This is a genomic window from Marinobacter sp. DUT-1 (genome assembly GCF_050379415.1).
Classification (GTDB): Bacteria; Pseudomonadota; Gammaproteobacteria; order Pseudomonadales; family Oleiphilaceae; genus Marinobacter.
Genome location: NZ_JBNRLS010000001.1, coordinates 429,002 through 442,278, shown reverse-complemented (window position 1 = coordinate 442,278; position 13,277 = coordinate 429,002). Strand labels below are relative to the sequence as shown.

Genomic DNA, 13,277 nt, shown 5'->3' with positions numbered 1-13,277 from the left:
GAGGCTTACTTGATGCTAAGGCGCTCTGCGTTCTTTTCCACAGTCCGTGCACCAATGCCTTTGACGTTGGAGAGGTCTGTGGTGGAGGCGAAGGGGCCGTTGGCCTCGCGGTATTCGATGATGGCCTGGGCCTTGCTCTCGCCGATGCCGTTCAGGCTCGCCAGGGTGGCCACGTCTGCGGTGTTGATGTTCACGGCGGCGTCCTGGGCGTGGGCGAAACCGGTGAACAGGCTGAACAGCAATACCAGCGTGGCGATAATCGGGGTTCTTTTCATGTGAGCATACTCCTGAGATTGAATAACGTCGTTATGGTTGTTTGCCAGGACGTCATGCCGCACAGGCGCAGGCTCGGTTGAGAGGCGGGAAACGGTTCGGAGGTGATGAGACGTAAGAAAGGCGTTCCGAAAACGGAAGTGCACGGACTGGGCCACGCTCCCTGTGGACCCAATATCCGTGGCTGACCCCTGCCTGATCCATCAGGCTGCGCATCATCCTGAGCGCTTCGTCCTTGCGTTCATCCCTGTAGTCCCGATCCTTCGGGTAACTCCTGATCCGTGGAGCTTCCATCCTTGAGCCAACGATCCTTGCCGGCTGTCATCCCTGACAATTCCTATTCTATCGAGGATGGTCTGTAGCAAAACCGGATATTCGCTCCGTGATGTGTGAGATATTTCGTACGCTGATGTGAGCCAGGAGAGCTGGCAAAGAATGAAAACGGGGTCAGAAGAAGGCTTTCTTCTGACCCCAACTTCACTCCCAAGGTCGGCTTTGCCTCCGGGGTCAGATGAACGCTTTCATCTGACCCCCTCTTCACTGTCACCGTCACCCCGAGGTCGGCATGGCATCCCAAGGTCGGCTCCGCCTCCGGGGTCAGAAGAAAGCTTTCTTCTGACCCCATCTTCACCTCCACCCCCGGCAGCCCCACGCCGATGCACCTCCGCCGCCTCCCGAATCCTCTCCATGGTGATCTCCCGAACCGCCTTCTGACTGGCCCGGATATGCCGGGTCAGTCGTTCGGCGGCATCGCTGGCATGCCCGCCCCGCAATGCCTCCAGAATCTGCGAATGCTCCACATAGGTCGCATCGACCCGATCATCCCGCGTGAAATCCAGCCGCCGAATAATCCGCAGCCGGTCGGTAATCTCCCGATGAATCCGGGTCATTTCCCGGTTGCCGGCGGCGGCCACCAGGTCGCAATGAAAGCTCTCGTCCAGCGCCCGCACGGTACTGCCCACCGCCCGCTCGGAGGGGTGGTCCGGATTCCAGATGGCGGTCAGGGTGCGAACTGCCGGCGGTTCCTCGGGCAGGGCGCAGATCTTGTGCATGGCGGCCCGTTCCAGGGTGATCCGCAGATCGTAGAGTTCCTCCACCTGCCGGAAATCAAACGGCTTCACCTGCCAGCCACTGCGGAACAGAACCTCCACGTAGCCTTCCCGCTGCAACCGGTACAGGGCCTCCCGCACCGGCGTCCGGCTGGCACTCAGGCGGGTACCGACGTCTCCCTCGCTGAACTTGTCACCGGGGATCAGCCGGAACTCGAAGATGTCGTCCTTCAGGGCCTCATAGACCCGGTCCGCCATGGACTCTTTGCGTTTTCCATTTGGTGCCATCAGATTTCAATACTCAGCAGGGGCTCTCCCGGAGTCACCGCCTTGCCCGGTTCCACATGCATGGCACTGATCTTCCCCGACAGGGTCGCATTTACCTCGAACTCCATTTTCATGGCCTCGACGATCATCAGCGGATCGCCCTCGGCCACGGTATCCCCCGGTTTCACCAGACACTTCCAGATATTTCCGGCAATCTCCGCACTGACCAGTTCACCAAAACGCTCCAGCGCCGAGGCATCCGGCTTCGGCGGTGCTTTCGCCAACCGGTCCAGTTCTTCCGCCTCGCTCTCTTTCCACAGGGCCACTTCTTTGGCATAGGCCGCCTTCTGCATTTTGCGGAACTCCGCGATGGAATCCGCATTGGCGTCCAGGAAGGTCTGGTGGGATTTCAGGTCGAAGGTTTCTTCCTCGATCTTGATGGTCAGCTTGCCGGCCCGGAACTGATCCCGCATCCCGGTCAGCTCGTCCTCGGTCACCGGGTAGTAACACACCTGGTCAAAGAACCGCAGCAGCCAGGGCGCGCCCTCGGCGAACTGGGGGTTCTTCAGGTACTTGTTCCAGATCGGCAGGGTGCGGCCCACCAGCTGGTAGCCGCCCGGGGAATCCATGCCGTAGATGCACATGTACACCCCGCCGATGCCGACGGTGCCTTCGGCGGTGTAGGTGCGGGCCGGGTTGTACTTGGAGGTGAGCAGGCGGTGCCTCGGGTCCAGCGGCACCGCGCAGGGGGCGCCGAGATACACGTCGCCCAGGCCGAGCACCAGGTAGCGGGCCGAGAACAGTACATCACGGACGTCCTCGCGGCTGGGGAGGCCGTTGATGCGCTGCATGAAGTCCACGTTGTTGGGCAGCCAGGGTGCCGTATCGCGCACGGACTGGCGGTACTTGTCCACGGCCTCCAGGGTGGCGCTGTCCTCAAAGGCCATGGGCAGGTGAATGACCCGGCTGCGGACCTTGAGTTCGTCCGTGGGCGGCAGGGTGCCTTCCAGATCGAGCAGGTATTCCATCAGCGCGGGCTGGGGCAGGATGCGGGAATCGTAGCGCAGCTGCAGGGAGCGAACGCCCGGCGACAGTTCCAGCAGGCCGTTCGGCTGCACATCGGCGATGGCCTCCATCAGGGCATGGATACGCATGCGCACGCCCAGGTCCATCACGTTGGGGCCGTATTCCAGCAGGATGTACTGGTCCCCCGCCTGGCGATAGGTCACCTCCGGCCGACCCTCGGTCTCGTCCAGGTGCGCCAGGATCGTGGCGGAGAGACCGTTCACCGGCGCCAGTTCCGGCGCGACCAGATCGACCGCCGGCGGAGCCATCAGGCTCTTGATGGCCAGCTCCTGGTGCTCGGACAGTGTCACCGCCGTGTCGTAATCGATGGGCACGAAGCGGATGGTGTCACCGGGCTTCACCTGGCCCACCTTCCACAGCTCAGCCTTGGCGATGGTCACCGGGCACACGAAGCCGCCGAGGCTGGGGCCGTCCTTGGTCAGGATGACCGGCATGTCGCCGGTGAAATTGATCGAGCCGATGGCGTATTCGCAGTCGTGAATGTTGGACGGGTGCAGGCCGGCCTCGCCGCCGTCCTCCCGGGTGAATTCCGGCTTCGGGCCGTTCAGGCGGATGCCCAGGCGGTTGGAGTTGTAATGCACCTCCCAGTCCTGCTCGAAGAACTTCTCGATGGACTTTTCGGTGAAGAAATCCGGTGCGCCATGAGGACCATAGAGTACGCCGATTTCCCAATGGTCCGGATACTCGGGAATCAGGTCCGGATCGGCCGGGGCCGGATCGTGGGTCGGCCCCGGGGTGGTGCAGGCGGGCAGTTTGATCTGGCTGATGCCAAGCATGTCGCCGGGCCGCAGGGGCCGACCGCCGTGGCCGCCGAACTGGCCGAGGGCGAAGGTGGAACGGCTGCCCAGGTACACCGGCACGTCAAAACCGCCGCGTACCGCCAGGTAGGTGCGGCAACCTTTAATGGCTTTGCCCACGGCAAGCGTCTGGCCGGCCTTGACGTGAATGGGCTTCCAGAACGCCACCGGCTGGTCGTCCAGGGTGGCGTCGGTGAGGGCGCCGGTGAGTGCCACCACCGCGTCCTTGTGGAATTTCAGGCTGGGGCCAATGAGCGTGGCTTCGAGGCCCGCCGCGTCGTTGTGGTTGCCGACAATGCGGTTGGCGATACGGAAGGCGTAATCGTCCATGGGACCACTGGGCGGCACGCCGATGTTCCAGTAACCCACACGGCCGGGATAGTCCTGCACCGTGGTGTAGGTGCCCGGTTTGACCACCTCGGCCACGGACGGTTTGAATTCGAAGCTTTCCAGCGCCCGGGTGGAGACAATGCCATCCTCAAAACTCTTTTGAGCAACCACCTGGCGCAGATAGTCCAGGTTGGTGGCGATGCCCATCAGCCGGGTTTCGGCCAGGGCGGTGCGCAGTTTCGCCAGGGCGTCGTCCCGGTCTTTGCCGTGCACGATCAGCTTGGCGATCATCGGGTCGTAGTGGCTGGAGACCTCGCTGCCGTTCTCCACCCAGGTATCGATGCGCACGCCGTCCTCCGGCCAGTACACATCGGTCAGCTCGCCGGGGGAGGGCTGGAAGTCCTTGAGCGGGTCTTCGGCGTAGATCCGCACCTCCATGGAGGCGCCGTCCAGAGTCGGCTTGAAGCTGGCCAGCCCCGGGCTTTCGCCGGCGGCGATTTTCAGCATCCACTCGATCAGGTCCAGGCCGGTGACGGACTCGGTAACCGGGTGCTCCACCTGCAGGCGGGTGTTCACCTCCAGGAAGTAGAACTCGTCCCGGTCGGCGTCGTAGATGTATTCCACCGTGCCGGCGGATCGGTAATTGACCGACTGGCCGAGGGACACCGCCGCGTCCAGCATGGCCTGGCGGGTCGCCGCCGGCAGGTTCGGGGCCGGGGTTTCCTCGACCACCTTCTGGTTCCGGCGCTGCAGGGAGCAGTCCCGCTCGCCCAGGGCGACCACATTGCCCTGGCCGTCGCCGAAGATCTGCACCTCCACGTGCCGGGCCCGGGCGATAAAGCGCTCCAGGAACACCCCGCTGTCATTGAAGAAACTCTTGCCCAGGCGCTGGACGGATTCGAAGGCGTCCTTGAGGTCGGCTTCATTCTCGCAGCGGGTCAGGCCGATACCGCCGCCACCGGCGGTGCTCTTGAGCATCACCGGGTAGCCGAGGTTGTCAGCGGTCTGCAGGGCTTCCTCCAGACTGTCCAGCAGACCGCTGCCCGGCGCCAGCGGCACACCGGCGGCCTGCGCCAGCTCCCGGGCCCGGTGCTTGAGGCCGAACTCCCGCATCTGCTCCGGCGTCGGGCCGATAAACACGATGCCCTCGGCTTCGCAGGTCTCCGCGAAGTCGGCATTTTCGGAAAGGAAACCGTACCCCGGAATGATCGCCTCCGCGCCGGTCTGCTTCGCTGCCGCGAGGATCTGCGCCTTGTCCAGGTAAGTCTCGCTTGCGCCGTTACCCGACAACGCCACCGCCTCATCGGCGCTGGTCACATGCAGGCTATGGCGATCCTCATGGGAATGCACCGCCACACTCGCCACACCCATGGCCTTGAGGGTGCGAATGGTGCGAACGGCAATCTCGCCGCGGTTGGCAATCAGAACTTTGGAAAACATCGTGTGGAATCTCCTTGTGAACCTGAACCTGTTGCTCCGGGGTCAGATGAAAGCTTTCATCTGACCCCTTCTTTATGTCTCGAAACGGGTGGCTTGGAGTGGGGCCTGAACTTGGGGTCAGATGAACAAGTTCATCAGACCCCTGAGGTTGGCCCGAACTCCGGGGAGTGGTCGCTCCCCCGGGGTCTGATGAAAGCCTTCATCTGACCCCACCTTCACCGTCACCCACCCTCACTCGCGGCCTTCACAAACGCCCGCCACCCACCAAATTCGGTGACGTCCCGGGCCCCCTCAAACCCATACCCCTCACAAACAAACCCGTTCACCCACCGCCCATCGGCGAGCTCCACATTGCCGATCCCGAGCGGGGCGGGAATCAGGTCCACAAAAGAACCAAACTCGGAAGCCGCCATTTCCCACACCTCCACGATGATCTCCGCACCCTCTGCAGCCACCCGCTTCAGCCCAGGCTTGGGCGGCGTGGTGTTGGGCAGGGCATAGAGCCGGTAGTTGGGGGAGGTGGTGGTCTGCTCCAGCAGCGTGGCGTGGCGTTCGACCAGTTGGGTATTCAACGGCATGCCGGACAGGTGGGCACCGACCACCGCCACACGAATTGTGGGAACGGCCTGTCGGTGAGTAACCACTTCCTTGGGGCGTGGCTTATCCACTGCGCCCAGTGCGGTGGGGTGGGCATTGAGCCACTGGCTGGCCAGGGTCTGCAGCTCCTTGTCCTTCCAGGCACCGCTGATGAGGGTGACGCCGAACGGCAGGCCGTCATCCCGGAATCCGGCCGGCACGGCCAGGGCGCTGAAGTCGGCAAAGTTGACGAAGTTGGTGTAGGTGCCCAGCTGGCTGTTGAGGGTCACCGGGTCGGCGTAGACGGCCTCGATGGTCGGCGCGGTTGGGGCCGTGGGCACCAACAGGGCATCGATATCCAAGAGCAGTCCGTCAATTTCCCGGATCAGCTCTTCCTTGCGGTAGATGGCGTTGAAGGTGTCGGTGGCGCTGAACTTGCCGGCGTTCCGGATGATGCCTTTCACCACCTCGTTCATCTCGGCCTCATGCTCAGCCATGAACGCCTCCACCGCCGCATGCCGCTCGGCCACCCACGGGCCTTCATAGAGCAGGGCAGCCAGTTCCATCATCGGCCTGAAATCGAGTGCCACGATCTCCACATCCTGCTGCCGCCACTGGCTGACGGCGGTATTCCAGGCCGCTTCGGCCTGCTGGTCACCATAAAACTGCGGATGCTCGGGAATGGCGATCCGGTGGATCGGTCCCGGCCGGCGGATGGCGGCCGCATCCACCGGCAATGCGGCAGGCGCCTTGCGGGAGAAAGCATCGGCGGGCTCAAACCCGGCCATGATGTCGGAGATCGCACCGGCATCGTTCACGGTCAGCGCAAAGATCGAAACGCAATCCAGGGAACGGCACGCCGGCACCACGCCCTTGATACTGAGCATCCCCTTGGTGGGCTTCAGCCCCACCAGGTTGTTCAGACCGGCGGGCACGCGGCCGGAACCGGCAGTATCCGTGCCCAGGGCAAACGGCACCAGGCCCCGGGCCACCACAGAGGCCGAGCCGGAACTGGAACCGCCACTGACTACTTCCCGGTTAAAGGCATTGGGCACCGCACCATACGGTGAACGGGTGCCCACCAGGCCGGTGGCGAACTGGTCCAGGTTGGTCTTGCCGATCAGCACCGCGCCGGCCGCTTTCAGTCTGGCGACAACAGCGGCGTCTTCATCCGGGGTATAGGCGAAAGCCGGGCAGGCAGCGGTGGTTTCAAAGCCGATCGCATCGATGTTGTCCTTCACCGCGAAGGGAATGCCATAAAACGGTAACTGGCTGAGATCGCCGTCGACCATTTCCAGCCGGTCAGCCAGTTCGGCCATGGCCTGCGCAAAGCCGTCATCGTCCAGCCGGGAAATCCAGGCGGTGTCGTTGCTATCCAGTCGGTCCAGGAGCGAGCCGATCAGCGCTTCCGGTTCGTCCCCCTCTTTATAGGCGTTCTGCCAGTCTTTGATTGTCCATCCACGGGTTGCAGGCATGGGTCATCCTCATGTGCGTTGCCAACTTGTATACATGAGCAATGGCAATGCCCGTGCCATCTGAGGAAGTTTTCGTAAATTGCTTAAAAATCAATGGATTGATGTTTTTGTGCGGAATGGCGTGATTTTCCGGTCTGCTCCAGGGCGGTGCGAATGCACCAAATCTGGCGCAGAAAACCGGGCATTTGGCGGGGTTCTGGCAGGGGCAAGGCAGGGCGGCGCTGCTTGTATACTAGTTAAATGATTGTTTTGTTTGATGATTGGTGGGATCTGGAACAGCAGATGCACAGGCTCCCGTGCGTTTTACGACGAACTGCACACAACCCGACTATGAAAAGGACGCACGACATGAGCATCAAAAAACACGTGAAGCTGGGTCTCTCCGCATTGGCCCTTTCTGTCTCCCTCAATTCGGTTGCCGCCGAGGATCCCATCAAGGTGGGTATCCTGCACTCCCTCTCCGGCACCATGGCCATCAGTGAGTCGACCCTCAAGGACACCATGCTGATGCTGATCGAAAAGCAGAACGCCGAGGGTGGCATCATGGGGCGCCAGCTCGAGCCGGTGGTGGTGGACCCCGCCTCCAACTGGCCGCTGTTTGCCGAGAAGGCCCGCGAGCTGCTGGCCAAGGAAAAGGTCGACGTGATCTTCGGCAACTGGACCTCGGTGTCCCGCAAGTCCGTACTGCCGGTGGTGGAAGAGCTGAACGGCCTGCTGTTCTACCCGGTCCAGTACGAGGGTGAGGAATCCTCCGAGAACGTCTTCTACACTGGCGCCGCGCCCAACCAGCAGGCGATCCCGGCGGTGGATTACCTGATGAACGAAATCGGCGTCGAGCGCTGGGTGCTGGCGGGCACCGACTATGTCTACCCGCGCACCACCAACAAGATCCTCGAGACCTACCTCAAGGATGCCGGTGTTTCCGCCGATGACATCATGATCAACTACACCCCGTTCGGGCACTCCAACTGGCAGTCCATCGTCTCCGACATCAAGAAGTTCGGCAGCGCCGGCAAGAAGACCGCCGTGGTCTCCACCATCAACGGTGACGCCAACGTACCGTTCTACCGCGAGCTGGCCAACCAGGGCATCGACGCCGCCGACATCCCGGTGGTCGCCTTCTCCGTGGGTGAGCAGGAACTCTCCGGCATCGACACCGGCCCGCTGGTCGGTCACCTGGCCGCCTGGAACTACTTCATGAGCGTGGACAGCGACGCCAACTACGACTTCATCGACGCCTGGGTGGCGCACACCGGCAAGGAAGACGCGGTCACCAACGACCCGATGGAAGCCCACTACATCGGCTTCAACATGTACGTGGAAGCGGTCAGGAAGGCCGGCACCACCGACGTGGAAGCGGTGAAGGACGCCATCATCGGCGTGACTGTGCCCAACCTCACCGGCGGCTACGCCACCATGATGCCGAACCACCACATCACCAAGCCGGTGCTGATCGGCGAGATCCAGGACAACGGCCAGTTCTCCGTGGTCTGGGAGACCCCGTCCACCGTGGCAGGCGATGCCTGGTCTGACTTCCTGCCGGGTTCCAAGGACCTGATCAGTGACTGGCGCAAGCCCATGAAGTGCGGCAACTTCAACGTCGTCACCGGCAGCTGCGGTGGCAAGGCCGAAGTCGCCTCCAACTAAGCCAACCGGGTAAACACTGCCCAGGGCGGGGGCCCGAACCCCCGCCCGCTTCAAGCTTCAACCCCAACAACAGGACAGGATGCAAACATGGGCATCACCGGATCGCTCAGCCGCCTTCTGCTTGTCTGCCTGCTGCTCTGGCCCGCCATGGCCACCGCCCAGGTCGACGACTCCGAAGCGCAACAACTGCTCACCGCCCTGGCGGAATCCTCCTTCGCGGAAAAGAAAACCGTGGTCAACCGCATCGCCGGCTCCGGCGACGAACGGGCCCGCACCTGGCTGGAAGCCTTCGCCGCCAACAAGCTCGCCCGCATCGAATCCACCGGCCAGTTCGTCATCGTGCTCTCCAACCGGGGCCGCGACTGGGACGTGGAAAGCGCCACCACCGGCGAAAGCCTGGGCGAAGTCTCCCGGCGGGACATCGACACCATCCGCGTGAACAACAGCCTGCGCAGCGAGCTGGAAAGCATCCTCTCCGTCATCGACCTGAAAAGCCCGAACGAAGACAGCCGCCTGACCGCCGCCCGTGCCCTGCGGGGGAACGTGGACGACGGCCTGGCCGACCAGTTACCGGACCTGATCGAGGCGGAAACCGCCTCTGACGTCCAGCTGGCGCTCACCGAAGCGCTGGCCATCTACCAGGTGGAAGAGCAGGGCGACAAGAACGCCGTGGCCGTGCTCTCCGGCAGCCTCAACTCCGAAGCCCGCGCCGCCCTGCAGAACGCCGCCCGCAGTGATGACCCGGCCCTGGTGGCCGCCGCCAACAAGGCCCTGGACAGCATCGAACAGAAACTCAAATTCAACCGTGCCGCCGAGACCCTGTACTTCGGGCTCTCCCTCGGCTCGGTGCTGGTGCTGGCGGCCATCGGCCTGGCCATCACCTTCGGCGTGATGGGCGTGATCAACATGGCCCACGGCGAGCTGATCATGCTCGGTGCCTACACCACCTGGGGCATGCAGCAGCTGCTGCCGGGCCAGCCCGGCCTGGCGCTGATACTGTCCATCCCCGCCGGTTTCCTGGTGGCGGCGCTGGCGGGCATTGCCATCGAACGCACCGTGATCCAACACCTCAAGGGTCGCCCGCTGGAAACCCTGCTGGCCACCTTCGGCGTCAGCCTGATCCTGCAGCAGCTGGTGCGCACCGTGATCTCGCCCCTGAACCGTACCGTGATCACCCCGGACTGGATGAGCGGCTCGGTGATGATCAACGAGGCACTGTCCCTCACGCTCAACCGCATGTACGTGATCGGCTTCGCCCTGGTGGTGTTCGCCGGCCTGATGCTGATCATGCGCAAGACCCGCCTCGGGCTGGAAGTGCGCGCAGTCACCCAAAACCGCGCCATGGCCCGCTCCATGGGCATCAAGGCGACCAAAGTGGACATCCTCACCTTCGGCCTCGGCTCCGGCGTGGCCGGGCTGGCCGGTGTCGCGCTCTCCCAGATCACCAACGTGGGCCCGAACCTGGGCCAGAACTACATCATCGACTCGTTCATGGTGGTGGTGTTCGGCGGCGTGGGTAACCTCTGGGGCACCCTGCTGGCGGGCTTGTCCCTCGGCACCATCAACCAGCTGCTGGAACCCTGGGCGGGCGCCGTGCTGGCCAAGATCCTGGTGCTGGTGTTCATCATCCTGTTCATTCAAAAACGGCCGAAGGGGCTTTTCCCCCAGAAAGGCCGCGCGGCGGAGGGTTAAGGTATGTGGTTAACAAGACCCTTGCAGGAACGCTCTACTCAAGTTTTTCTGGGCGTGCTCTTCGCCGCCCTGGTCGTGGTCAGCGCGCTGCACCTGTTCATGCCGGAAGACAGCGCCCTGTATGTCAGCTCCTACACCGTCACCCTGCTGGGTAAGTACCTGTGCTACGCCCTGCTGGCGGTGGCGGTGGACCTGGTGTGGGGCTACCTCGGTATCCTCAGCCTCGGCCACGGCGCCTTCTTCGCCCTCGGCGGCTACGCCATGGGCATGTACCTGATGCGCCAGATCGGCGATCGCGGCACCTACGGCGACCCGATCCTGCCGGACTTCATGGTGTTCCTGAACTGGCAGGAACTGCCCTGGTACTGGCACGGCTTCGACATGGCCTGGTTTGCCTTCATCATGGTGCTGCTGGCGCCGGGCCTGCTGGCGCTGGTGTTCGGCTTCCTGGCGTTCCGCTCACGGGTAACCGGGGTCTACCTCTCCATCATCACCCAGGCCCTGACCTTCGCCCTGATGCTGGCCTTCTTCCGCAACGAGATGGGCTTTGGCGGCAACAACGGCCTGACCGATTTCAAGGACATCCTCGGCTTCAACCTGCGCACCGACGCCACTCGCCTCGGGCTGTTCATCGCCACCGGCATCGCCCTGGCCATCGGCTACGTGATCTGCCGGGGCATCGTCACCAGCAAGCTCGGCCGCGTGAGCATCGCCTGCCGGGACGCCGAGGCCCGCACCCGCTTCCTGGGCTATCGGGTGGAACGGGTACAGCTGTTCGTGTTCGTGGTCTCCGCCATGCTGGCCGGCGTGGCCGGCGCGCTTTACGTGCCCCAGGTGGGCATCATCAACCCGAGCGAATTCTCGCCGCTGTTCTCCATCGAGATCGTGGTGTGGGTGGCCCTCGGTGGCCGCGCGACCCTTTATGGCGCAGTGATCGGCGCCATCCTGGTGAACTACGCCAAGACCGTGTTCACCGGCGTCATGCCGGACGCCTGGCTGTTCGCCCTCGGTGGCCTGTTCGTGCTGGTGACCGTGTTCCTGCCCAAGGGCATCGCCGGCCTGCTGCAGAAGCGCAAGAAAACCGAAACCGCTGAACTCACCACCGCACAGGAGGCCACGGCATGAGCATCTTCGAGCAACTGACCGACCGTGAGCACGTGTTCGAATTCCTGGCCCCGGTGCAGTCCCCGGTGGACGTGCGCCACGGCCCGATCCTGTACCTGGAAGACGTGAGCGTGAGCTTTGACGGCTTCAAAGCCATCAACAACCTCAACCTCACCATCGACGACGGCGAGCTGCGCTGCATCATCGGCCCCAACGGCGCGGGCAAGACCACGATGATGGACATCATCACCGGTAAAACCCGGCCGGATACCGGCTCGGTGTGGTTCGGCAGCCGCCACAACCTGCTCACCATGAACGAGCCGGACATCGCCTCCCTGGGCATCGGCCGCAAGTTCCAGAAACCCACCGTGTTCGAGGCTCTCACCGTGTTCGAGAACCTGGAACTGGCCATGGCGGCGGACAAACGCATCTTCCCGACGCTCACCGCCATCATGAAAGCCGAATACCGGGACCGCATCGACGAAGTGCTCGAACTCATCGGCCTCAGGGACCTGCGCGACCGCCCCGCGGGCATCCTCTCCCACGGCCAGAAACAGTGGCTGGAGATCGGCATGCTGCTGATGCAGAAGCCCCGGCTGCTGCTGGTGGACGAACCCGTGGCCGGCATGACCGAACAGGAAATGGAACGCACCGCCGAACTGCTCACCAGCCTCGCCGGCAAGCAGTCCGTTGTGGTGGTGGAGCACGACATGGGTTTCGTGCGCTCCATCGCCCGCCAGGTCACCGTGCTGCACCAGGGCAGCGTGCTGGCCGAAGGCACCATGGACCAGGTCTCCAACGACCCGGAAGTGATCAAGGTTTACCTCGGGGAAGACGCCTGATGCTCAAGATCAACCAACTCAACCACTACTACGGCGAAAGCCACACCCTCTGGGACCTGGAACTGGACGTGCCCCAGGGCCAGTGCACCTGCGTGATGGGACGCAACGGCGTGGGGAAGACCACCCTGATGAAATGCATCATGGGCGAGGAAACCGCCAAGAGCGGCTCCATCGAGTTCGCCCAGGACGTGGAACTGACCAAAAAGAAAATCGAAGACCGCTCCCGCCTCGGCATCGGCTACGTGCCCCAGGGCCGGCAGATCTTTCCCCTGCTGACCGTGGAGGAAAACCTGCGCACCGGACTGGCGGTGCGGGCCGATGGCAGCAAGAAGATCCCGGAGCGGGTGTACGAGCTGTTTCCGGTGCTGAAGGAAATGCGGCACCGGCGAGGTGGGGATCTCTCTGGCGGGCAGCAACAGCAGCTGGCGATTGGGAGGGCGCTGGTGATTGAGCCGAGGCTGCTCATCCTGGACGAGCCGGGAGAGGGGATTCAGCCTAATATTGTGGCGCAGATTGGGGAGGTTATTCGTAGGCTGATTGCGGAGGATGGGCTCACAGTTTTACTCGTTGAGCAGAAGTTGCCGTTTGCACGGAAGTATGCGGATCGGTTTGCGATTTTGGATAGGGGGCGGCGGGTTGCTGAGGGAGGAATTCAAGAATTGTCGGATCAATTAATTATGAAACACCTTACTGTTTGAA

Annotated in this window: 8 protein-coding genes and 1 pseudogene; 5 read left to right on the top strand and 4 right to left on the bottom strand. The window is 63.0% G+C overall.

Features of this window, described 5'->3' with window-relative positions:
- Positions 1-5: 5 nt before the first annotated feature.
- The 4 genes and pseudogenes from ACQUTG_RS02035 to atzF form a co-directional block, all read right to left on the bottom strand.
- A complete protein-coding gene (locus ACQUTG_RS02035) occupies positions 6-275 on the bottom strand; it encodes a ComEA family DNA-binding protein (protein ID WP_428917809.1) in 270 nt (89 codons plus the stop codon).
- Between the two features lie 651 nt (positions 276-926).
- Positions 927-1,610, bottom strand: a pseudogene (locus ACQUTG_RS02030) (GntR family transcriptional regulator); the annotation flags it as partial.
- Complete coding sequence (gene uca / locus ACQUTG_RS02025) at positions 1,610-5,242, bottom strand: urea carboxylase (RefSeq protein WP_428917808.1); 3,633 nt, start codon at positions 5,240-5,242, stop codon at positions 1,610-1,612. The gene uca and the pseudogene ACQUTG_RS02030, both read right to left, overlap by 1 nt.
- A 221-nt stretch (positions 5,243-5,463) precedes the next feature.
- Positions 5,464-7,293 (bottom strand): allophanate hydrolase, encoded by a 1,830-nt coding sequence (gene atzF / locus ACQUTG_RS02020; protein ID WP_428917807.1) that lies wholly within the window; start codon positions 7,291-7,293, stop codon positions 5,464-5,466.
- Positions 7,294-7,641: 348 nt separating this feature from the next.
- On the opposite strand from atzF, the gene urtA reads away from it, so the two are divergent.
- The 5 genes from urtA (at position 7,642) to urtE (ending at position 13,276) form a co-directional block, all read left to right on the top strand.
- Positions 7,642-8,940, top strand: a complete 1,299-nt coding sequence (gene urtA, locus ACQUTG_RS02015; protein ID WP_428917806.1) for an urea ABC transporter substrate-binding protein — start codon at positions 7,642-7,644, stop codon at positions 8,938-8,940.
- A gap of 87 nt (positions 8,941-9,027) precedes the next feature.
- Positions 9,028-10,632, top strand: coding sequence for an urea ABC transporter permease subunit UrtB (gene urtB, locus ACQUTG_RS02010; protein ID WP_428917805.1), 1,605 nt, complete (start codon positions 9,028-9,030; stop codon positions 10,630-10,632).
- Between the two features lie 3 nt (positions 10,633-10,635).
- Positions 10,636-11,757 carry an urea ABC transporter permease subunit UrtC gene (urtC, locus tag ACQUTG_RS02005; RefSeq protein WP_428917804.1) on the top strand — a complete coding sequence of 374 codons (1,122 nt, stop codon included), beginning with the start codon at positions 10,636-10,638 and terminating at the stop codon, positions 11,755-11,757.
- Complete coding sequence (gene urtD / locus ACQUTG_RS02000) at positions 11,754-12,578, top strand: urea ABC transporter ATP-binding protein UrtD (protein WP_428917803.1); 825 nt, start codon at positions 11,754-11,756, stop codon at positions 12,576-12,578. The genes urtC and urtD overlap by 4 nt, the downstream gene beginning before the upstream one ends.
- Complete coding sequence (gene urtE, locus ACQUTG_RS01995) at positions 12,578-13,276, top strand: urea ABC transporter ATP-binding subunit UrtE (RefSeq protein WP_428917802.1); 699 nt, start codon at positions 12,578-12,580, stop codon at positions 13,274-13,276. Before urtD ends, urtE begins: the two co-directional genes overlap by 1 nt.
- The last annotated feature ends 1 nt before the right edge of the window (position 13,277 follow it).

Excerpts from the sequence above, each read along its gene's own strand:
- ACQUTG_RS02035 (WP_428917809.1), bottom strand. The coding sequence starts at position 275 with ATGAAAAGAACCCCGATTATCGCCACGCTGGTATTGCTGTTCAGCCTG.
- urtE (WP_428917802.1), top strand. The coding sequence starts at position 12,578 with ATGCTCAAGATCAACCAACTCAACCACTACTACGGCGAAAGCCACACC.
- urtC (WP_428917804.1), top strand. The coding sequence starts at position 10,636 with ATGTGGTTAACAAGACCCTTGCAGGAACGCTCTACTCAAGTTTTTCTG.
- uca (WP_428917808.1), bottom strand. The coding sequence starts at position 5,242 with ATGTTTTCCAAAGTTCTGATTGCCAACCGCGGCGAGATTGCCGTTCGC.
- urtB (WP_428917805.1), top strand. The coding sequence starts at position 9,028 with ATGGGCATCACCGGATCGCTCAGCCGCCTTCTGCTTGTCTGCCTGCTG.
- urtD (WP_428917803.1), top strand. The coding sequence starts at position 11,754 with ATGAGCATCTTCGAGCAACTGACCGACCGTGAGCACGTGTTCGAATTC.
- atzF (WP_428917807.1), bottom strand. The coding sequence starts at position 7,293 with ATGCCTGCAACCCGTGGATGGACAATCAAAGACTGGCAGAACGCCTAT.
- urtA (WP_428917806.1), top strand. The coding sequence starts at position 7,642 with ATGAGCATCAAAAAACACGTGAAGCTGGGTCTCTCCGCATTGGCCCTT.